A 20,254-nucleotide genomic window follows, 5' to 3' on the forward strand; every position below is an offset into this window, starting at 1 on the left:
CCGGCCCACCATGAAAGATGTCGCCGCGCGGGCCGGCGTCGGCCTGAAAACCGTCTCCCGGGTGGTCAACGGCGAACCCGGCGTCACGCCCGACACCGAACGCCGGGTGCACGAGGCCATCGAGTCCCTCGGCTTCCGCCGCAACGACAGCGCACGGGTGCTGCGCAAGGGCCGCACCGCCTCGATCGGGCTGGTGCTCGAAGATCTCGCCGACCCCTTCTACGGGCCGCTGAACCGCGCGGTCGAAGAGGTCGCCCGCGCCCACGGCGCCCTGCTCATCAACGGTTCGAGCGCCGAGGACCCGGAGCGCGAGCAGGAGTTGGTGCTCGCGCTCTGCGCCCGCCGGGTGGACGGGCTGATCGTGATCCCGGCCGGCCACGACCACCGCTATCTGGAGCCGGAGATAAAGGCGGGCGTCGCCACGGTGTTCGTGGACCGCCCGGCCGGTCGGATCGACGCGGACGTGGTGCTCTCCGACAGCTTCGGCGGCGCCCGCAAGGGCGTGGCGCATCTGATCGCGCACGGCCACCGCCGTATCGGATTCATCGGCGACCAGCCGCGTATCCACACCGCTGCCGAGCGCGTGCGTGGCTACCGCGCCGCCATGGAGGACGCCGGGCTCGCGGTGGACGACAGCTGGGTGTCGCTGGGCTCCACCGCTGCGGAACCGGTGCGGGCGGCGGTCGAGGCGATGCTGGCGGGCCCCGAGCCGGTCACAGCGCTGTTCGCGGGCAACAACCGGGTGACGGTGACGGCCGTACGGGTCCTGGCGGAGCGCGACCGGCCGGTCGCGCTGGTCGGGTTCGACGACATCGAACTCGCCGACCTGCTGGGCATCACGGTCATCGCCCAGGACGCCGCGACTCTCGGGCGTACCGCCGCCGAGCGGCTGTTCCGCCGTCTCGACGGCGTGGACGACGAGCCCGCGCAGGTGGCGCTGGAGACGGTGCTGATCCCGCGCGGCTCGGGCGAGCTCCCGCCGCCGGCAGACGGGTAGGCCGGGCCCGGCGCTTGTCGCTGTACCCACCCTGGACGTATACGGGCCCGGACCTGGCAGATGTACGTGCCGCCGCCGATGGAGTGGAAGGCGCCGGGGCCGGGTCCGCACCGCCGCCGGTCGTCGAACCGCGATGGGTGGATGTGCTGCCCGCCGCCCGAGGTGCTCGACCCACCGGTCGACCCAGCGGTCGACCCGCCGCCGGTCGTGCCGGTAGAGCCGCCGGCGGTCGAATTCGTACTGGTCTGGCTGTCGGTCGGCTCGGCGCCGCCGCGGTGTGCGACCCGCAGGCCTTCCTGCGGTCACCAGTACGAACGGGGCACGACCGTTGGTCGACGCGTCCAGGTCCACAGTGACTTGGTAGGAGATCCGGCCGCTGGCGTACTCGGGGGATGGTGTCCCTTCTCGTGCAACACCGACGCGGTGCAGTTGACCATTTTCATTAATGATCTTGACTAGTCGTCGGTGAGCCACGGTCATCGAGAGCCGTTCTGGGCAGAGCGGGTTTCTGGAGGTTGTGTTCTGATTTGCCTGCGCTCTTTGACTGCCGGCTGCGTAGCGGAGACGCTGATTCCATGGACAGCAAGCTGGAGAAGAGATCCGGCCGGCCGTTGCACGTGTCCAGCACGACGGCTGACGGCCTGACGACGGTGCCGGTGGCGGGCGAGGTGGATCACACGACCTCGGCCCAGCTGGAGGGCGAACTGGCGCTCGCTGTGACCAGCGGTGCTCAATGCATCGAGGTGGACTTTCGCCGGGTGTCCTTCTGCGACTGCTCTGGACTGAACGCCCTGCTCAGCGCCCGCGCGCATGCCCAGGAAGCAGGTGTCTGCTTCGGCGTGAGCGGACCGGTCGCGCCCGTGGTCGCGAGGCTGCTTCAGATGGCGGAGGTAGAGCCGCTGCTGTTGACGCGGCGAGCTGCCTGAAGGACGAACGCTCAGGTGAGCTGTGCGGGCAGCGGCTTCTTCGTCCGGCCCTGGTCGGCACCCCGGTCGTCGCGTCATCGGCATCTTGGTGTCGGCCGGGCCTGCCCGGTGCGATGCTTACCCGCGACGGCCTCTCCTTCCATGGTTCCCGTCGCGGTCGACACCCTCGATAGCTGCCTCCGCCGACTGGGATGCCGACTCGGTGACGTCGGGCACAACGCCACACGGACCTGCCGCATGAGCGGACCGAAGGCCGGGCAGCCAGGGCGGTTTTCAGTGGTTCCCAACTCCGTTGCTGAATGCGTGGCGGGGGGGCGGCGTCGGTCCGGGATGATCTTGTCCGCGGTCGTGTCCTTCCGTCACCGGCCGCGGGGGTGATGTGGTTGTTCATGCGTCCGGAAGATCTTCCGTCGTGGACCGCGGTCGTAGCCCGTAGGGCGAGTGGTTACTCGTGCTCGCGATCGGGACTTCAGGAAGCATCAACAGCGTGGCGCGAGGGCGGCCGCAACGGCCCGATGATCGGGGTCTCCTCCCTGCGCGGGGAGGAGGCGGGCTTCCCCAACACCACGGACGTTTCTCATGAATCCCACCTGACCCGCTGTCAACATCCTCCGCATCTCCCGCGCACCTCGGTACCGCTTCAGGTCGGCGGGCAAGCCCATGCTTTTACCCCGCCGGTGCATCGCTAGCTGTGCAATCCCGTCAAGTTGTCCCGACCGACTCGGCACCGGACGGAGAGTGACAGCTGCAAGATTTCCGCATGCAAGCGATGTGGCAGCGTGCATTTCTGCCCGAACCGAGCGGCTCGGGGGCGGCGCCGGAAGATCTTCGTTTTTGAACGGTGAACTTTCCACGCCATCTTGTCTCGTTCTTGACCGCGCTGTTCTTGCGCCTCTCCCAAGTTCGAGCGCCGCTGCCAGCATGTGGCGATGGAGGACGGCCACGCCCTCTCGCGGCGAAACGTTCCTGCTGTGCGTGTTCGCCGCCTGCGCTCAACGGACGAGAGGAGAGAAACGTGCAAGGTCTCACCCGCCGTGACGTTGTTCGAGGGTCGATGGTGGTGCTTGCCGGAGCCGTGCTCGCCGACCCGGCCGCCGTCGCTACAGCGAACGCAGCACGCTCCGGGACACCCCATGGACCGCGGACCGATGCCAGCCATTCACTCGCAGCGAGCGCTGCACTGGTGCCGGAGCCTTTCAACGAGATCTATCTGGGCCGGCATATAGAGGGCTGGCCGGACGACGAGGATCGCGGTACCCACGCCTCCCATGGCTCCCACGGGGGCACGCGGCCTCCCGAGGACGGTCAGGCATCGATCGGGTTCGTCGTCCGCGTGGACGACGACGATCTGCACATCATGCAGAACGCCGACGGCACCTGGATCAGCGTCATCAACCACTACGAGACGCACCACACGCCGCGTGATGCCGCCCGCGCCGCAGTGAGGGAATTACATGGCGCCACGCTGGTGCCGGTGACCGTCTGACAGTGCGTACGAGCCTCCCAGCAAAGGATCATCGTATGGCAGACCGTAAGAACCAGGCAGATCTGACCGCCACCGAACGCCGGGACTTCGTCGACGCCCTCCTCGAGCTGAAGCGTCAGGGCCGCTACGACGAATTCATCACCACGCACAACGCCTTCATCATGAGCGACACCGACGACGGCGAACGAACAGGACACCGCTCACCGTCGTTCCTCCCCTGGCACCGCCGGTTCCTGCTGCAGTTCGAGCAGGCACTGCAGAGCATCACCCCCTCCGTCACCCTTCCCTACTGGGACTGGACCGTCGACCGCACACCCCGCAGCTCCCTGTGGGCGGACAACTTCCTCGGCGGCGACGGCCGTACCGGAGACGGCCGGGTCACCTCCGGCGCCTTCGCCTTCACAAGCGGAAACTGGCCCCTGAACATACGCGTCGACGGCAGGACGTTTCTGCGGCGAGCACTGGGAGTCGGCGTCGGGGAACTGCCCACCAGGGCCGAAGTTGACGCCGTACTGGCCATGTCCACCTACGACGCCGCCCCGTGGAACAGCAGGTCCAACAGCTTCCGCAACCACGTCGAAGGATGGCGGGGCCCGAACCTCCACAACCGGGTGCACGTTTGGGTCGGCGGTCAGATGACCACCGGAGCCTCGCCGAACGATCCTGTCTGTAAGCACTTGTTTTGGCTCCAGTGCACGGACTTCTTTTGGCTCCACTCACCGGCTGGAGGGGGCGTGTATTGGTGTGATTCACGCCCCTGTAGCAAGGTGATTTGGCCCCACTTCGAACGAGTGGTTCCGCTGGCCGTGACCGGGGGTCGGCGCGGTAGTTTTGAAGCCTCGGTCAGACCTCCGCAAACGCGCCCCCGACAGGCGCGTGGAGGCTGCCGACCCGACTCGACTCAGGTTGCGGGCCGCCCAGTGCCCGTGGCGGCTGGACGAGAACGGGCGATGGTCTGGTCGGCACTGGGACTTGGCGGCCGGGCCCAACGCGGCTGCGGCCGGCCTCCCGTGAGGGAGCCCGGCCGCAGTTGTCGTTCGAGGTCAGCGGCGCCGTTTCTTCTGACTCTGGGCGAAGCGGTAGGAGTCGGTGCCGGTCTCGACGATGTGCGCGTTGAAGGTGACGCGGTCGACGATTGCCGTGCAGAGCCGGGGGTCAGTGAAGGTCTGCTTCCACTCGGAGAACGGAGCGTTCGACGCGATGGCGATAGCCCTCCGTTCTTCGCGCTCGGTGAAGATCTGGAACAGCAGTTTGGCTCCGGCCTTGTCCAGATCGAGATAGCCGAACTCGTCCAGACAGAGCAGGTCAACGCGGCCGTAGCGCGCGATGGTGCGGGCCAGCTTCTTCTCGTCGGCGGCTTCCGCGAGCTCGTTGACCAGGTTGACCGTGGTCGTGTAGCGGACCTTGAGCCCAGCCTCGGCCATGGCGGTGCCGATCCCGATGAGCAGGTGGGACTTGCCGGTGCCGGAGTCGCCGATCAGACAGAGCGGCTGCCCGGCCTTGACCCAGGCCGGGTCCGCCAGGGTGCCGACAAGCTCCGGCGTGACGTTCGGGTTCTCGGTGAAGTCGAAGTCCTCCAGCCGCTTGGGCCGGGGGAAATTGGCGTCTCTGACCAGCCGCTGTTTGCGCCGTTCCTCGCGTTCGGCGCACTCGGCTTCCAGCAGGTCGGCGAGGAAGTCCTTATAGCTGGACCGCTGGCGCATCGCCTCATCGGCCATCTCCCCGACCCGGCTGCGGATGGTGGGTAGGTGCAGGCTGCGGCATGCCTCGTCGATGGCCGTGTCCACGGCCTCCTCCGGTCCGACATCCCGACGGGGCGGCGGGACGTGCTGGCGGGTCGGTGCAGCGGTCGTGCTCATGCAGTGCCTTTCGGTTGGCGGGTCAGGAGCTGGTCGTAGTGGCTCACGGTCGGCAACGGGCGCTTGTCCTCGGGAAGCTGGGCCCTGCGGGCTGTCAGTGACACCACCCCGCTGGGCTCGGCCCACGGCGGCGGATCGTCCCCGTCGTCCACCTCCTCAGCCGGATCAGGTGCCTGCGCGGCTGCCTTGCGGGCCTCGACGGCCACCACGTCCGCGGTGACGGCGCCCGCCCGGATCGCGGCTGCCATGCCCAGCTGGACCGCCTCAGCTGGCATCCGCCGGTGCAGCAGCAGAATCTCGATCAGGGCCCTGGTCCCGGCCGCGTCTCCATGCGCGGTGCGGGCCGCGGCCCAGAACGCCTCGTGGACCTCGGTGAACGAGCCGTTCTGCCGGGCAGTTGCCAGCGCGGTGGAGCCGGCCATGGCGCCCGGCTTGGCCAGCAGGATCTCCAGGTAGTGATCGAGTTCGTCGCGGAACTCGCCCCGCCGGGTCAGCCGCGGGTGACGGGCCACGATCGTCCGCCGCTCGAACACCAGCAGTTCATTGCCCCGCAGCAGCACGCGCACGTTCTGCCCGATGAACCGGGCAGGCACCGAGTAGTGGCACTGGCGGACCGTAATCCGGCTGCTGCGGTCGACCTTCGGGGTCAGCGTGATGCCGCACTCGAATTCCTCGAACGGCAGCGGCACCAACTGGTCCGTCTCAGCAGCGAAGTTGAAGCCGATGGTGGTCAGCCTGCCCGACAGGATCCGTGCGTCCTCAGCTGCGTCGATCGCGGCGATCTTCTCGTTCAGTTCGCCCAGCGAGGCAACCTCGGGGACCGGGACGAGGTGCGTGCGGCGGAAGCGTCCGCCCTCGTGTTCGACTCCGCCCTTCTCGTGGGCGCCTTCCTGGCCGGGGATGCAGTAGAAGGCGTCGAAGCCGTAGTGGGCGCGGAAGTTGAGCCACCGCTCCGACTCCACCCGGCTGCGGCCGGTGCAGATCCGGTTGACCGCCGGCTTCAGATTGTCGTAACGGATGTGCCGGGCCGGCACCCCGCCCAGCACGTTGAACGCCTCGACATGCCCCTCCATGAAGGACTCCTGGGCCTGCGAGGCATAGACCCGGTGGACGGCCTTGCCCGAGTACGACATCCGCAGCGTGAACAGGTGGCACCTGACCACCTCGCCCGCCAGCCGGACCCACACGTCAGCGAAGTCAACTTCCGCCTCCTCGCCGGGAAGATGCACCTGAGGGACCATCCCGTCCAAATGCCGGTGCCCCTCCCGGGCCTCGGCCTCGATCTGCGGCCGCCGGACCAGGAGGTAGTCGCAGACCGTCGAGTACGACGCCTGGTCGAAGCCGTATTCCTGCGCGAGCCGCTGATGGATCCGCCGGGCGGTGTGCTTCTGCTTGCGCGGTGCAGTGAGGTCCTCCCGCAGCATCGCGTCGATCCAGCCCTTGGCCGGGTCCAGGACCGTCGCCCGCGGCACCGGTTTCTTCCTGGGCGGCGGAACCGCCGAATTCAAAGCCTGCCGCACCGTCCGCCGGTGCACTCCGTACTTCTCCCCGAGAGCCCGCTGCGACAGCTCCGGATCGAGACGTCTGTCCCTCCGGATCGCGGCGAACAACTCAGCCCGCGACAAACCCACCCCGGCCTCCCGACACGACCGCGATCAACACACACGGCCTCCGACAAGACCGTGATCGACGCACACACCCTGCCGCCGCCGGGCGGACGGAGCAGTGCATTCACTCCAAAGAGGGCACGTCGCAGCACGTGCTCGCCAAGTGGAGCCAGATCAACTTCGTACGCCACGGAGCCACTTCAGATCCGTGCACTGGGGCCCAAAGAAGTGCTTACAAACAACGATCCGGTCTTCTGGCTTCACCACTGCTTCATCGACAAACTGTGGGCCGACTGGCAAAGGCTGCACCCGACCTCCGGATACCTTCCTTCCACCGCCCCGCGCAACGTCATCGGGTTGCGCGACACGATGAAACCGTGGAACGACGTCACGCCCCAGGACATGCTCGACCACACCAAGTTCTACACATACCGCTAACCCTGGGGCGTGCCCCGAGGACTCACGCTGCCGTGCCGTCGGCGACGGCACGAGCAGGGTGGCAACAGGAGGGGACGGTCCGCGCACTCTTCTTGGGTGCGCGGACCGCGGTCCACGCACATGCACGAGGGACACCCGGCGACGCATGGCAGGCAACCGAGAGTCGGATAGCAAGACTCTGTCGGGCCCCAAGGTCCAAGGCCATCGGTGTTGCCCTGCGAGCCTGCTGAGTCGACTGCCGCTGCGGTGTGTCGCTGTCTGCCTCGTCGATGGTCGCGGCACCTCGGTTGGCGTGTCGGCCGGCATCTTGGTGTCGGACGGGCCGGCCTGGTGCGATGCTTGCCCGCGGCGGCTTCTCCTTCCTTGGTTCCCGTCGCGGTCGGCGCCCCGGTCGACACCCTCGATAGCTGCCTCTGCCGACTGGGATGTCGACTCGGTGACGTCGGGGCAACGCCACATGAACCTGCCGCGTGAGCGCACCGAAGGCCCGGCCATGTCGGCCAGCGCATGTGCGTCGCCCTTGTCGCCCTTGTCGCTCTTCGCGCCGGAGGTGCCGTATCGCTCCTTGAACCTGGCCGCCTGCCGGGGGTTGACCGCGTAGACCTGGTAGCCGGCTGCGAGCCGTCTAATGAGCAGTCCGGCCTCCCGGCCGACCAGCAGGGGCATGGTCTGACAGCAGAGCTCGAACGGCTCCGGTGAGGGCAGTACTCACCTGCTGGCGGCCACTCATCGACTCTCACTCACGACCCGATGAGGCTCATTAGGCTGCGGCGGGGATGTGGATGGCTCCGCTGTCTTCGTCGGCGGCGGCGGTGAATCCGGCCTGGGTGAGGCTGGCGACCAGGGCGGTGGTGTGGGCTTTGCGGATGCCGCGGTCGTCGTCGGCGCCGGGGTCCCTGCTGTGAAGGTGCCGGGTGGCGGCGTGGAGTTCGGCATCCGGGTGCCAGGTGACCAGGACGTCGTCGCGGGCGGGCTGGATGCGCAGTCCGCCGGCGGTGCCCGTGCTGCTGGGCGCTATGTCGAAGCCGGCGCGTCCCAGGGTGCGGCTCACGTCAATGCACAAAGCATCAAGATCAGCGATGGTCATTTGTCCACCCTAACAATCTGTTCCCGAGCCTGTTTGCCACAGGTCAACGCCGTGCGACACGGGCGGCGGAAAGGGTGAGCCGTTCGCGAAACGGCGATGGTGTCCTGCCGAGTGGTGTAACAGCGATCTTCCGGGAGTGACCTCGATACGCGGCGGCAGCATCGAGCCATTCAGGCGGAAGAAGCGGGGAAGGGAGCACGGCGGCGAGGTCGGAGTGCGCCCCGGCGGCTCTGGTCGGTTCCGGTTGGTGCGCGCTCTTCGCCACACTCACCGTGTGCTTCTCGATGTGCAGGTCGAAACGGTTTTCCGTCCTTGCGCGCATCCCGCTCGCCGCATGTTTGGTTTTTGACGAACCTCGTGAGCCGCAGTGCAGCTCTCTGGCCACTTCAGAACTTTACATATGATCCCATTTTCTCTAGCGACCTTGCCTCGGCATCCACCTGTGCACGTAGCTATTGCGTACACCCGCTTCCTTGTTCCGGCTCCCGATGAGCCTGGACGGGACGGCAGTGAACCGGTCTCCGGTTCCCGGCCGGCCAGGAGGGGCGGTCGTGACACCTGTACGTGAGGAGAAGTCATGAAGAAGGCTTACGAGGCGCCGACGCTGGTCCGGCTCGGGACGTTCCGGAAGAAGACCGGGCTCCTGCAGAGCTCCGGCAACGACCGTCTCATCCTGAGCAAGAACTGACGGGCGACGGTTCCTGACCCGACGTCATGACTGAACTGCACGAGAGTGCGGGGACGGGCCCCGGCGACGCGCACTTCACGGTCTTCACCGACCGGGAGGACGCGGCCGCCGTGGCCCGCTCCTTCGCCCGCCCCGGAACGCGAATCCTGCAGCACGCTTCGGGCCGGCCCTGGCTGGTGGGGCAGTGGCACGATGAGGAGATCGTCACCGCGCGCGCCGGCCACACGGTCCTCGCCGTCATCGGCTGCTGTCGGATCGACGCCGTAGAGCTTGAGCGCCACGCCGGGAGGCTGCGGGATCTTGCCGAACTCGACGCACTGGCCCGCTCCCTTCCAGGGAGCTTCCATCTCGTCGCCGCGCTCGGCGGGCGGCTCAGGGTGCAGGGCACCGCCTCCGGGCTCCGGCTGGTCTTCCATGCCCCCGTTGACGGAACACAGGTGGCTGCCAGCCGCGCCGACGTACTCGCCGCGGCGCTCGGTGCCGACCCGGACGAGGAGCAACTGGCCGTCCGGCTGCTGTGGCCGGTTCCCCATCCACTCGCCGAGGCACCCATGTGGCGAGGCGTCACTTCCGTGTCTCCCCAGTACGCGCTGATCGTTTCGCCGGATGGCCGGAGCGTGCGCCACTCGCGCTGGTGGGCACCGCCGGAACCGGTACGTACTCTCGCCGATGGCGCCCCTCTTGTCCGCGAAGCCCTGGCCGCGGCGGTCGGCGCCCGTACCCGGCAGGGTGGCGTGGTCAGCTGCGACCTGTCAGGCGGCCTGGATTCCACCTCCATCTGTTTCCTGGCGGACCGCTCACCGGCCCGGGTAGTGGCCAGCACCTGGCCTGGTCGTGACCCCGCCGACACCGATCTGTACTGGGCAGAACAGGCCGCCCGCTCGTTGCCGGACATTGACCATGTGGTCTGGGACGCCGACGCTTCACCGCTGGTCTACACGGGCCTGCTCGGCATCGATGACCTGCTGGACGAACCGACCATCGGCGTCATGGACCGCTCGCGGGTCCTGCACCACCTGCCCGGCCTGGCGGAGCGGGGCAGCCGGTTGCACCTGACCGGCATCGGCGGCGACCACGTGGCCTGGTGTTCCGAGGCGTACTACCACCGACTGCTCCGCACCCGCCCGCTGTTCGCGCTGCGCCAGCTGCGCGGCTTCAGGGCCCTGTGGCAGTGGCCACTTGGCGGCACGGCACGCGCGCTGGCCGACTCGCGGCCGTACGGGAAGTGGCTGGCCGACTCCAGCGGCCGCCTGCGAGACCCACTACCCGCCACCGTCAGCACCAGCCTCGGCTGGGGCATGCCCCCTCGCCTCTTCGACTGGGTCACCCCCGACGCCGAACGGATGGCCCAACGGGCGCTGCGCGAGGCCGCCCTGACCGCCGTACCGCTGCACCCGGACCGCGGCCTGCACACCGACCTCGAACAGATCCTTTCCTGCACCCGCATCATCCGTCAGTGGGACGGGATGGCGGCCCGGGCAGGCGTACCGATGGCCTCGCCGTTCCTCGACGACCGCGTCATCCAGGCATGCCTCGCCGTGCGCCCGAGCGAGCGCGTCACGCCCTGGCAGTACAAACCCCTCCTGACCGCCGCCATGAGCGGGATCGTGCCCGATGCGTGCCTGCGGCGCACCAACAAGGCCGCCGCTTCCATGGACGCATCCAACGGACTGCGCGAACACCGCGCCGATCTGCTGGCGCTCTGGGAGGACTCCCGGCTGGAACAGCTCGGACTGGTCGACGGCGCAGCCCTGCGCCGGCTCGCCCAGCGGCCGGCCACACCCGAACTGCGCGACGCGATCCTCTACTCGACCATCGCCGCCGAGGTGTGGCTGCGCGGCCTGAACCGAACCACCGGGCCCAAGGCTCCCGCCTCCTCATGACCACCGTTGCTCCGCAGAAAGGCACACGCATGGCATTGAAGTTCGGCGCCAATGTCTCCACTGCCGAGACGGACTACGGCACGGTCCTCCTGGACGAACGCGCCGGGGACTACTGGGAGCTGAATCCCACCGGCACCCTGGTGGTCAACACGCTGATGGCGGGCGGTGACGAAGCCGCCGCGGTCGCCGCGCTCGTCGACGAGTTCGACATCGACCTCGTCCAGGCGAAGCAGGACGTCGACGCCCTCGTACAGCAACTGCGGACCTCGGGGCTGGCCGAATGACGACCCCCAGCGCCCTGCAGCGGCCCACCGGCGTGCCCTTCACCGGGCGCCTGGCCGCCCGTCTCGTCCTGATCCCCGCCCTCGCGCTCTCACTCCTGCCGCCCCGCCGGATCCGCGCCGTGCTCCACCTCGCATGTCGCGGAGCCACGCCGGCCACCGCCGCACAGGCAAAGAACGCACGGGACGCGATGTGCGCGGTGAGCCTGCGCTGCGCCGGGCCGAAAGGCTGCCTGCCCCGGTCTCTGGGAGCCGCGCTGCTGTGCCGCCTGGGAGGGAGCTGGCCGACCTGGTGCACCGGGGTGCGCGTGGTGCCGCCGTTCACGGCGCACGCCTGGATCGAGGCGGACGGCCGCCCCGTGGACGAGGGCGTACCCGACGACTACTTCACCCGGCTCATCACGGTCGCTCCCGGGAGCCGATCAGGCCGATGACCGACACCGCCGTGGATCAGGCACAGCCGGCGGCCGAGGGCGACCGCTCCACCCGGGCCGCGGTCGCCACCATGTACCGGCTCACCACCGGCCACCGGGCCACCATCACCGTCGCCACCGTACTCACCCTCGTCGGCTCGGCGCTCGGGCTTGCCCAGCCGCTCGTCGCCAAACAGGCCGTGGACGCGAGCGGACGGGGACAGCTGTTGTGGCCCTTGCTGCTGCTCCTGGCCGTACTGTTCGTCACCGAAGCGGCGACCAGCGCAGCAGGCCGCTTCGTTCTGGAGCGCATGGGCGAAAGCATCGTACGAGGGCTGCGCCACAGCCTGGTCGGACAACTGCTCCGGCTGGAGATGCGGGAGTACGACCGGCACCGCACCGGCGACCTGATCTCCCGGGTCACCACCGACACCACCCTGCTCAGAGAAGTCGTCTCCCAGGCACTGGTCGATCTGGTGACGGGTGCCCTCGTCGCGGCGGGGGCGATCGTCCTCATGGTGTGGATCGACCCCCTGCTGCTGCTCCTGGTCACAGCGACCGTAGCTACCGCCGCCGTGATCGTCACCTCGCTCCTCAAGGGCATCCGGGCTGCCTCCGAACGCATGCAGACCTCCGTCGGCGCGATCGCCGCCGACCTCGAACGCGCGCTCGGCGCCCTGCCGATGGTCCGGATTCACCGAGCCGAGGACCGTGAAGCGGGCCGCATCGGAGAATGCGTCGAATCGGCGTACAGCGCCGGCGTACGGACCGCGAAACTCGCCTCCGTGATGAGCCCCGCAGTCGAACTCGCGGTACAGGGCTCCTTCCTGATCGTCCTGGTCATCGGCGGCCTGCGGGTCAACGGCCACACCCACTCCCTCGGCGACCTGGTCGCCTTCCTGCTGTACGCCTCCTACCTGGTCCTTCCACTGTCCTCGGTCTTCCGGGCAGTCGGCCTGATCCAGCGCGGCATGGGCGCCTACCAGCGCATCGAGCAGGCACTTTCCCTGCCGGCGGAACCCTCCCAACAGACGCCGGCTGTCCGGGCACATACACGCGAGGCAGCCCGGCAGACCATCCCGTACGAGAAACCCGCCCTCGCCCTGCAGGACCTCACCTTCGGCTACGACCCGACCCGGCCCGTGCTGCGCAGCATCTCTTTCACCGCCCCCCACCGGCGACAGACAGCCCTGGTCGGCCTGTCGGGTGCCGGAAAGAGCACGATCTTCGCCCTCATCGCCAGATTTTATGAACCGGACTCCGGGGCCCTGCTGTTCGACGGTCTGCCCGCCACCGAACTGAGCCGCGGGGAGTGCCGCTCACGCATCGCGGTCGTCGACCAGAACACCCACGTCGTCCATGGCTCACTCTGGGACAACATCACCTATGCCGCACCCGACGCCACCGAGGCCGAAGTCCAGCGCGTAGTCGAACTCGCCCAGCTCACAGGCGTCGTCGAACGGCTGCCCGGCGGCCTGCCCGGCATGCTCGGCGAACGCGGCGGCACACTCTCCGGCGGCGAGCGACAACGGGTCGCCCTCGCCCGCGCCCTGCTCGCACGCCCCTCGATCCTCCTGCTCGACGAGCCCACCTCCCACCTCGACGCCGTCAACGAAGCCGCGCTCACCGCCGCGATGCGGGACATCGCCCGAGAATGCGCCGTCCTGGTAATCGCGCACCGGCTGTCCACCGTCCAGCACGCCGACCGGATCATCGTGCTGGACGAAGGCAGAGCCGTCGCCAGCGGACGCCACGAAGAACTACTCACCCACAGCCCCACCTACCGCAAACTGGCCGCCGGCCAAACGCTCCGCCCGGCCACCACCACGCCCACCCCCGTGACGACCACACACCCCCAGCCACGCCACCCACTGTGAACCGGGCGGACACAACACCAAGGTCCGGTTGGAGCCGTCTGCTTCATCGACAAACTGTGGGCCGACTGGCAAAGGCTGCACCCGACCTCCGGATACCTTCCTTCCACCGCCCCGCGCAACGTCCCCGGGTTGCGCGACACGATGAAACCGTGGAACGACGTCACGCCGCAGGACATGCTCGACCACACCAAGTTCTACACATACCGCTAACCCTGGGGCCTGCCCCGGCAATCAGGACCACCAAGTGGTTCGAGCTGCCGAAACCCCCGGCCTGTACGCGAGCACCGCTGCCCACTCCGGCCACCGACCCGGTCGCCGCCGGGAGGTACCGGGTAGCGAGGTTGAATTGTTGCCGTTTGTGGAGCCGGCGTTCGGGGAGATGCTGTCCGGCACGCCTGACCACCCGGCCTCGTTGAGGCCGAAGACGGAGCCGCTGGTCATGTCCCAGACGGTGGACAGCTTTGCCCCGGGCTTGGTCGGGTTCCAGTGGGCGAACTCGTTGGTCACCAGCCCGCTGTTCGGAAACGTCGGACGGAACGGCGCCGGCACCACGGCCCTGCGCATCAGGGCCGCACCGACCGGAGGCGCGGCGACCGCGAGCGTCGCGCCGCCGAGGAGCGCAGCGCGCAGCCATGCCCGGCGGGACGTGGACGGGGCACTCCGGGCCCGGAGCCGGGACGTATCCGTCATCGGTGTCCTCCTACAACTGCCTGTGATGCACGGGAGAGCGGGATGACGGGCAGGTCGGCGAAGGCAGGCCGGCTGCCGGCCCGGGCACCTCGGCTCACCGCCAGGCCGATGCCACCGCGACTGGACGACCCGGGGAGCTGCCCCGGAGCCGGACCGTGCCATCGACCACAACGACACTCCGCGGGCCCCATAGCTAGGAACGGAACCGCTCTCTGCTGCCAGGCACCGACATGATGGCGTGAGATCGCGCGTGTCATCAAAGATCACCCGAGGTAGCGAATCGTGATCTTGAATGAGGGCAGTGGCTTTCCGTTCGGGTGCGTCGGGTCTGATACGCGGGCAGTCGGGCCGGGATGTGAAGAACCATCAGCGGTGTTAACCAACCGCCTCGTGCGGGAAGTTGCCGCTGATGGTTCCGGGGCGGACGCGCCGGCGGTTGAGCCCGCTCCCGTCGTCGAACGGTCCGTGCGGGAGCACCCGCAGCCGTCGTCGCGGACGACGGGGCGGCGGAGGTTCCACGTCGCCGGCGCGGCGGGCGTTCCAGGAAACCAGCGGGTCTGGTCGACGTGATCCACGATGCGGTTCAGGGCGCGCCGGCGGAGTACCGGGGCGATGTGGAGACGGCCACAGCCGCCTTGTTGAAGCGGGCGAGGCGCCGGAGGCGGACGAGGACGGCCAGGAGCCCAGCGTCGGATCTGCCGATTCCGCCCGGTCCTCGCGGCGGAGCATCTCGTCGACGGCGCGCCGGACTACGCCCATGAGGTCCGCGCGGCTACGTGGCTGTGGCCGTGAGGTCCCCGCGGCGCGGCGCGGCGAACCCGTCGAGATCCGCGCGGGTGAGACCGGTGAGCCGGGCGACCTCGGCGGTGTCCAGGGCGCCGCAGTCGATGCCGCGCAGCAGATAGCCGCTGAGCGCCTTGGCGGTGGCGGGCTCGTCCATGACGTCGCCACCTGCGTGGTTGGCGTACGCGGACAGCCGCGCGGCGGCCTGCTCCAAGCCCTCGCGGTAGAAGGCGAACACGGCGGCGTAACGGGTCGGAAGGTGGCCCGGGTGCATGTCCCAGCCCTGGTAGTAGGCGCGGGCCAGCGCGCGGCGGGTGAGTCCGTAGTGCAGCCGCCAGGCGTCGTGCACCTTCTCGGTCGTGCCAACGGGCAGCACGTTGGTGGAGCCGTCGGAGACACGTACGCCGGTGCCCGCGGCCGCGACCTGCATGACGGCCTTGGCGTGGTCGGCGGCCGGGTGGTCGCTCGCCTGGTAGGCGGCGCTGACGCCGAGGCAGGCGCTGTAGTCGAAGGTGCCGTAGTGCAGTCCGGTGGCCCGCCCCTCGGCGGCGTCGATCATCCGGGCCACGGCGGCGGTGCCGTCGGCGGCGAGGATGGACTGGCTGGTCTCGATCTGGATCTCGAAGCCGATCCGGTCGGCCGCCAGGCCACGGGCCTTCTCGAAGGCTTCGAGCAGCCGAACGAACGCGGTGACCTGCTCGGGGTACGTGACCTTGGGCAGCGTGAGCACGAGTCCGTCAGGCAGACCGCCGGCCTCCATCAGCCCGGTGAGGAAGATGTCGAGGGTACGGATGCCGCGGTCGCGTACGGCTGCTTCCATGCACTTCATGCGGATGCCCATGTACGGGGCGGCGGTGCCTTTGGCATACGCATCGGTGATCAGGCGGGCGGCGCGGGCCGCGTGGGCGTCCTCGTCGGCGTCACCGCGGCCGCCGTAGCCGTCCTCGAAGTCGATGCGCAGGTCCTCGACGGGCTCGCGCTCCAGCTTGGCCCGTACGCGGTCGTAGACCGGTCCCGCGAGCTTGCCGGAGAGGCCGAGGACGGCGGCGAAGGATGCGGCGTCCGGTGCGTGCTCGTCGAGCGCCGCCAGCGCCTGGTCGCCCCAGCAGCGGATGGTGTCGGCGGCGAAGACATCACCGGGTACGTAGACGGTGTGGACGGGCTGGCGGGTGCCGGGGTCTCCCGGGTAGCGGCGGGCGAGTTCCGCGTCCACCGGTGCGAGGGAGGCGCTGATGCCCTCGCTGACCGCTCCGGCGAGGCTCGTTGCCACCTTCTCCTGCTGGCCCATCCTGCACCCTCCTGTTTTCCGCTCCACGGAATCAACAATCCGTATAGCGAAGTTAATAGGCGGTCGCGACCTGCGTCAATGGTCACCCGAAAGCGTGCGGGGCCGCGCGGTGAAGATCACCGCGCGGCCCCGGGGCCGTACAAGACTTCCGCGGATCAGCCCTTGCGGGTCTGAACCTCCGCGGTCAGCTGCGGGACGACCTCGAAGAGGTCGCCGACGACGCCGTAGTCGACCAGGTCGAAGATCGGGGCCTCTGCGTCCTTGTTGATGGCAACGATGGTCTTCGAGGTCTGCATGCCGGCCCGGTGCTGGATCGCGCCGGAGATACCGGAGGCGATGTACAGCTGCGGGGAGACCGACTTGCCGGTCTGGCCGACCTGGTTGGAGTGCGGGTACCAGCCGGCGTCCACGGCGGCGCGCGAGGCACCGACAGCGGCACCGAGCGAGTCGGCCAGCGCCTCGATGATGTGGAAGTTCTCGGCGCCGTTGACGCCACGGCCGCCGGAGACCACGATCGCGGCCTCGGTCAGCTCGGGACGGCCGGTCGACTCACGCGGGGTGCGCGCGACGACCTTGGTGCCGGTGGCCTTCTCGGAGAAGGTGACGGTCAGGGCCTCGACGGCGCCCGCGGCCGGAGCGGCCTCCACGGCGGCCGAGTTCGGCTTCACGGTGATGACCGGAGTGCCCTTGGAGACACGGGACTTGGTGGTGAAGGAGGCGGCGAACGCGGACTGCGTGGCCACCGGACCCTCGTCGCCGGCCTCGAGGTCGACGGCGTCGGTGATGATGCCGGAGCCGATACGGACCGCCAGGCGGGCCGCGATCTCCTTGCCCTCGGCGGAGGACGGGACGAGCACGGCGGCCGGGGAGACGGCCTCGTACGCCGCCTGCAGCGCGTCCACCTTCGGTACGACGAGGTAGTCGGCGAACTCGGGCGCGTCGGCGGTGAGGACCTTGACCGCACCGTGCTCGGCGAGCGCGGGCGCGGTGGCCTCGGCGCCGGAGCCGAGGGCGACGGCGACGGGCTCGCCGATGCGGCGGGCCAGCGTCAGCAGCTCAAGGGTGGGCTTGCGGACGGCGCCGTCCACGTGGTCGACATAGACGAGAACTTCAGCCATGGGATTGCTCTCCTGCGAATGCGAAGTATCTGGGGGCAGTTGGGGGCTCAGCGAGCCTCAGATGCTGTGTTGACCCGGGGGGCAACCCCCGGACCCCCGGCAGCTAAATGAACTTCTGGCTCGCAAGGAACTCGGCCAGCTGCTTGCCGCCCTCGCCCTCGTCCTTGACGATCGTGCCGGCGGTACGGGCCGGACGCTCGGCGGCCGAGTCGACCGCGGTCCAGGCGCCCTCGAGGCCGACCTCGTCGGCGTCGATCTCGAGGTCCTCCAGGTCCAGGGACGCCACCGGCTTCTTCTTGGCCGCCATGATGCCCTTGAAGGACGGGTAGCGGGCCTCGCCCGACTGGTCCGTCACGGAGACGACGGCCGGCAGGGACGCCTCGAGCTGCTCGCTCGCGGTGTCGCCGTCACGGCGGCCCTTGACGACGCCGTCCTCGACCGAGACCTCGGAGAGCAGCGTGACCTGCGGAACGCCCAGGCGCTCGGCGAGGATCGCCGGGAGCACGCCCATGGTGCCGTCCGTCGAAGCCATGCCGGCGATGACCAGGTCGTAGCCGGTCTTCTCGATGGCCTTGGCGAGCACCAGCGAGGTGCCCATGACGTCGGTGCCGTGCAGATCGTCGTCCTCGACGTGGACGGCCTTGTCGGCGCCCATGGAGAGCGCCTTGCGCAGCGCGTCCTTGGCATCCTCGGGGCCGACGGTCAGCACGGTGATCTCCGCGTCGTCCGCCTCGTCGGCGATCTGCAGCGCCTGCTCGACCGCGTACTCGTCGAGCTCCGACAGCAGGCCGTCGACGTCTTCGCGGTCCACGGTCAGGTCATCGGCGAAGTGCCGGTCGCCGGTGGCGTCGGGCACGTACTTCACACAGACAACGATCCTCAAGCTCACGCCGGCTCTCCTACTGCATCGTCTCTACTGAGCTGCCTTCTGTTGGCAGCATAGGCGCCTTACTGGGCGGATCCCGGTCGGGGCGGCCCGCGCTCCGACCGAAATATTACTTGTCAGTACAGCCAGCTCTTTCCACATATGCAAGCGCTTAGTACTGTGACCTTGCCAACGCTCCGTAACCGGCAGGCTCCGGGAACTCTCAGTCCCGCAGAGCGTTGAAGCGTCCCTGGTGGTAGAGCAACGGACGGCCGGCTCCCGCGGGGTCGCCGACGACAGCCTCGGCGATCACGATGCGATGGTCCCCCGCTTGGACGCGGCCGACGACACGGCACACCAGCCAGGCCAGTACGCCATCGAGGACCGGGACGCCCTCCGGACCGGTACTCCATCGGGTGGGCTGCCCGAAACGGTCGGCGCCGCTGCGCGAAAAGGTCTCGGCCAGCTCCTGCTGGTGCTCGCCGAGTATGTGTACTCCGATGTGCTCGGCCCTGGCGATGACCGGCCAGCTGGACGAGGACGTACCCACACCGAACGAGATCAACGGAGGTTCGGCGGCCACGGAGTTGAGGGAGGTGGCGGTGAATCCGACGGGATGGTCGCCCTGGGCGGTGATCACCGCGACGCCCGCGGCGTGCTGCCGGAAGACGGAGCGGAGCAGGTCGGGAGAGGCCAGCTGAGCGGTGCCGAGATCGGGCGAAGCCGTCATGGAGTTGTCCTTCTGCAGGGGATGCGAACGGGGCGGCCGTGGCTGCTCAGACAGCCGGACAGCGCGCACTCGCGTTTCGGACGAGGTCCACAAGGGGCCGCCCGTAGAGAAGGAGTTCTTGAGGCACAGCGTCAGCGTGACGATGGATGGCGGGTGCAGTCAAGCGTGTTCCAGAATGTGCGACACGAGTCACGGGGCGTCAGACCGCCTGTCCGAGCGCGGCGATCACATCCGCCTTGCGGGGCTGGCCGGAGGCCCTGGTGACGATGCGGCCGCTCGCGTCGAGCACCAGCACGGTGGGCGTCTTGAGGATGTTGAGGTCACGGACCAGAGCGAGCCGCTCCTCCGCGTCGATCTCCACATGCGACACGCCGTCGATCATGTCCGAGACTTCGGCGAGGGTGCGCCGGGTGGCTCGGCAGGGCTGGCAGAACGCGCTCGAGAACTGAACGAGCGTCGCCCGCCGGCCCAGCTCCACGCCCAACTCGGCCGCACCGAGCCGTCTCTCCGCGTCCCGCCCGCGCACCTTCAGCCTCCCACCGCTCCGCCGCTGCCAGAGCCCAAAGACGCTCGCCCCGGCGAGCACCACCGCACACACCACGAGTCCTGTCATCCACCGCTGCAGCGTTCACAGGACCGCAAAGATTCCCGGCCCGGCACGGCGGATCTTCTGCGCGATGCTGTCGGGCATGGACATCGACGTCAGGGGCCCGCGCTTCGGAGCCGCCGTCACCACGCTCGTACTCGCCGCGGTTCTCGTCACGGGCAGCGGCATCCTGCTCGCCTGGCAGGCTCTCTGCTTCGCCGCGGGAGCGGTGTTCGGCGTGCCGCGTTCTCCGTACGGATGGCTGTTCCGCACCGCGGTACGGCCGCGCATCGGGCCGCCGGCCGAGTTCGAGTCGCCGGCTCCGCCGCGCTTCGCGCAGGCCGTGGGCCTGGCCTTCGCCCTGCTCGGCCTGGTCGGCTATTTCTGGGGTCCGTCGTGGCTCGCCCTCACCGCCACCGGATGCGCTCTGGCCGCCGCGTTCCTCAACGCCGTATTCGGGTACTGCTTGGGATGCGAGCTGTACCTGCTCTTCCGCCGCGCCACCACGGCACGGTCATGACGGACAAGTAAACACGTGACAAGAATCTCGCCCGCCCGAGCCGCCAGGACTGGTCAGTAGGCTGCGTATGGGGCACGATCTGCCCAATGCCGAAAACCTACGGCTGCGTAACTTCCGCTGGGAGAACCCTCC

18 protein-coding genes and 3 pseudogenes are annotated in these 20,254 nt (G+C 68.9%); 12 read left to right on the forward strand and 9 right to left on the reverse strand.

The window, feature by feature from the left end:
• Positions 1-10: 10 nt before the first annotated feature.
• The 4 genes and pseudogenes from OG735_RS04790 to OG735_RS04805 form a co-directional block, all read left to right on the forward strand.
• Complete coding sequence (locus OG735_RS04790) at positions 11-997, forward strand: LacI family DNA-binding transcriptional regulator (protein WP_327328206.1); 987 nt, start codon at positions 11-13, stop codon at positions 995-997.
• Between the two features lie 575 nt (positions 998-1,572).
• Positions 1,573-1,923, forward strand: coding sequence for an STAS domain-containing protein (locus OG735_RS04795; RefSeq protein WP_327321889.1), 351 nt, complete (start codon positions 1,573-1,575; stop codon positions 1,921-1,923).
• 1,015 nt (positions 1,924-2,938) lie between these two features.
• On the forward strand, positions 2,939-3,409 hold the full coding sequence (gene melC1, locus OG735_RS04800; protein ID WP_327321890.1) for an apotyrosinase chaperone MelC1: 471 nt from the start codon (positions 2,939-2,941) through the stop codon (positions 3,407-3,409).
• A gap of 35 nt (positions 3,410-3,444) precedes the next feature.
• Positions 3,445-4,098 (forward strand): annotated as a pseudogene (locus OG735_RS04805) (tyrosinase family protein); the annotation flags it as partial.
• A 354-nt stretch (positions 4,099-4,452) separates the two neighbouring features.
• Here OG735_RS04805 and istB read toward each other — a convergent pair.
• Together istB and istA are read right to left on the reverse strand one after the other, a co-directional pair.
• Entirely contained in the window at positions 4,453-5,268 is an 816-nt protein-coding gene (istB, locus tag OG735_RS04810; RefSeq protein WP_327321140.1) for an IS21-like element helper ATPase IstB, read from the reverse strand.
• The gene (istA, locus tag OG735_RS04815) at positions 5,265-6,893 is read right to left on the reverse strand and encodes an IS21 family transposase (protein WP_327328165.1); all 1,629 of its coding nucleotides are present in this window, start codon (positions 6,891-6,893) and stop codon (positions 5,265-5,267) included. The genes istB and istA overlap by 4 nt, the downstream gene beginning before the upstream one ends.
• Positions 6,894-7,115: 222 nt before the next feature.
• Between istA and OG735_RS04820 the strand changes: the two are divergent.
• Positions 7,116-7,313: pseudogene (locus OG735_RS04820) on the forward strand (tyrosinase family protein); the annotation flags it as partial.
• 760 nt (positions 7,314-8,073) lie between these two features.
• Here the strand turns inward: OG735_RS04820 and OG735_RS04825 are convergent.
• Positions 8,074-8,400, reverse strand: a complete 327-nt coding sequence (locus OG735_RS04825; RefSeq protein ID WP_327321891.1) for a hypothetical protein — start codon at positions 8,398-8,400, stop codon at positions 8,074-8,076.
• Positions 8,401-8,977: 577 nt separating this feature from the next.
• Between OG735_RS04825 and OG735_RS04830 the strand changes: the two genes are divergently transcribed.
• The 6 genes and pseudogenes from OG735_RS04830 to OG735_RS04855 form a co-directional block, all read left to right on the forward strand.
• On the forward strand, positions 8,978-9,088 hold the full coding sequence (locus OG735_RS04830; protein ID WP_107050258.1) for a keywimysin-related RiPP: 111 nt from the start codon (positions 8,978-8,980) through the stop codon (positions 9,086-9,088).
• A gap of 26 nt (positions 9,089-9,114) precedes the next feature.
• Entirely contained in the window at positions 9,115-10,971 is a 1,857-nt protein-coding gene (locus OG735_RS04835; RefSeq protein WP_327321892.1) for a lasso peptide isopeptide bond-forming cyclase, read from the forward strand.
• Between the two features lie 29 nt (positions 10,972-11,000).
• Positions 11,001-11,255, forward strand: coding sequence for a lasso peptide biosynthesis PqqD family chaperone (locus tag OG735_RS04840; RefSeq protein WP_327321893.1), 255 nt, complete (start codon positions 11,001-11,003; stop codon positions 11,253-11,255).
• Entirely contained in the window at positions 11,252-11,686 is a 435-nt protein-coding gene (locus OG735_RS04845; protein ID WP_327321894.1) for a lasso peptide biosynthesis B2 protein, read from the forward strand. The genes OG735_RS04840 and OG735_RS04845 overlap by 4 nt, the downstream gene beginning before the upstream one ends.
• Complete coding sequence (locus OG735_RS04850; RefSeq protein ID WP_327321895.1) at positions 11,683-13,542, forward strand: ABC transporter ATP-binding protein; 1,860 nt, start codon at positions 11,683-11,685, stop codon at positions 13,540-13,542. The genes OG735_RS04845 and OG735_RS04850 overlap by 4 nt, the downstream gene beginning before the upstream one ends.
• Before the next feature lie 42 nt (positions 13,543-13,584).
• A pseudogene (locus OG735_RS04855) lies at positions 13,585-13,752 on the forward strand (tyrosinase family protein); the annotation flags it as partial.
• Positions 13,753-13,773: 21 nt separating this feature from the next.
• On the opposite strand, the gene OG735_RS04860 reads toward OG735_RS04855, so the two are convergent.
• The 6 genes from OG735_RS04860 to OG735_RS04885 all read right to left on the reverse strand — a co-directional run bounded on the left by OG735_RS04860 (position 13,774) and on the right by OG735_RS04885 (position 19,629).
• On the reverse strand, positions 13,774-14,232 hold the full coding sequence (locus OG735_RS04860; RefSeq protein ID WP_327321896.1) for a hypothetical protein: 459 nt from the start codon (positions 14,230-14,232) through the stop codon (positions 13,774-13,776).
• 772 nt (positions 14,233-15,004) lie between these two features.
• Positions 15,005-16,303 carry a DUF6986 family protein gene (locus OG735_RS04865; protein ID WP_327321897.1) on the reverse strand — a complete coding sequence of 433 codons (1,299 nt, stop codon included), beginning with the start codon at positions 16,301-16,303 and terminating at the stop codon, positions 15,005-15,007.
• Positions 16,304-16,458: 155 nt separating this feature from the next.
• A complete protein-coding gene (locus tag OG735_RS04870; protein WP_327321898.1) occupies positions 16,459-17,421 on the reverse strand; it encodes an electron transfer flavoprotein subunit alpha/FixB family protein in 963 nt (320 codons plus the stop codon).
• Between the two features lie 103 nt (positions 17,422-17,524).
• Positions 17,525-18,310 carry an electron transfer flavoprotein subunit beta/FixA family protein gene (locus OG735_RS04875; RefSeq protein WP_327321899.1) on the reverse strand — a complete coding sequence of 262 codons (786 nt, stop codon included), beginning with the start codon at positions 18,308-18,310 and terminating at the stop codon, positions 17,525-17,527.
• 199 nt (positions 18,311-18,509) lie between these two features.
• On the reverse strand, positions 18,510-19,016 hold the full coding sequence (locus tag OG735_RS04880) for a flavin reductase family protein (RefSeq protein WP_327321900.1): 507 nt from the start codon (positions 19,014-19,016) through the stop codon (positions 18,510-18,512).
• Positions 19,017-19,215: 199 nt separating this feature from the next.
• Complete coding sequence (locus OG735_RS04885; RefSeq protein ID WP_327321901.1) at positions 19,216-19,629, reverse strand: TlpA family protein disulfide reductase; 414 nt, start codon at positions 19,627-19,629, stop codon at positions 19,216-19,218.
• Between the two features lie 76 nt (positions 19,630-19,705).
• On the opposite strand from OG735_RS04885, the gene OG735_RS04890 reads away from it, so the two are divergent.
• Positions 19,706-20,122, forward strand: coding sequence for a DUF4395 domain-containing protein (locus OG735_RS04890; RefSeq protein WP_327321902.1), 417 nt, complete (start codon positions 19,706-19,708; stop codon positions 20,120-20,122).
• The last annotated feature ends 132 nt before the right edge of the window (positions 20,123-20,254 follow it).

Origin of the sequence: Streptomyces sp. NBC_01210, from assembly GCF_036010325.1 — a bacterium.
Lineage (GTDB): Bacteria > Actinomycetota > Actinomycetes > Streptomycetales > Streptomycetaceae > Streptomyces.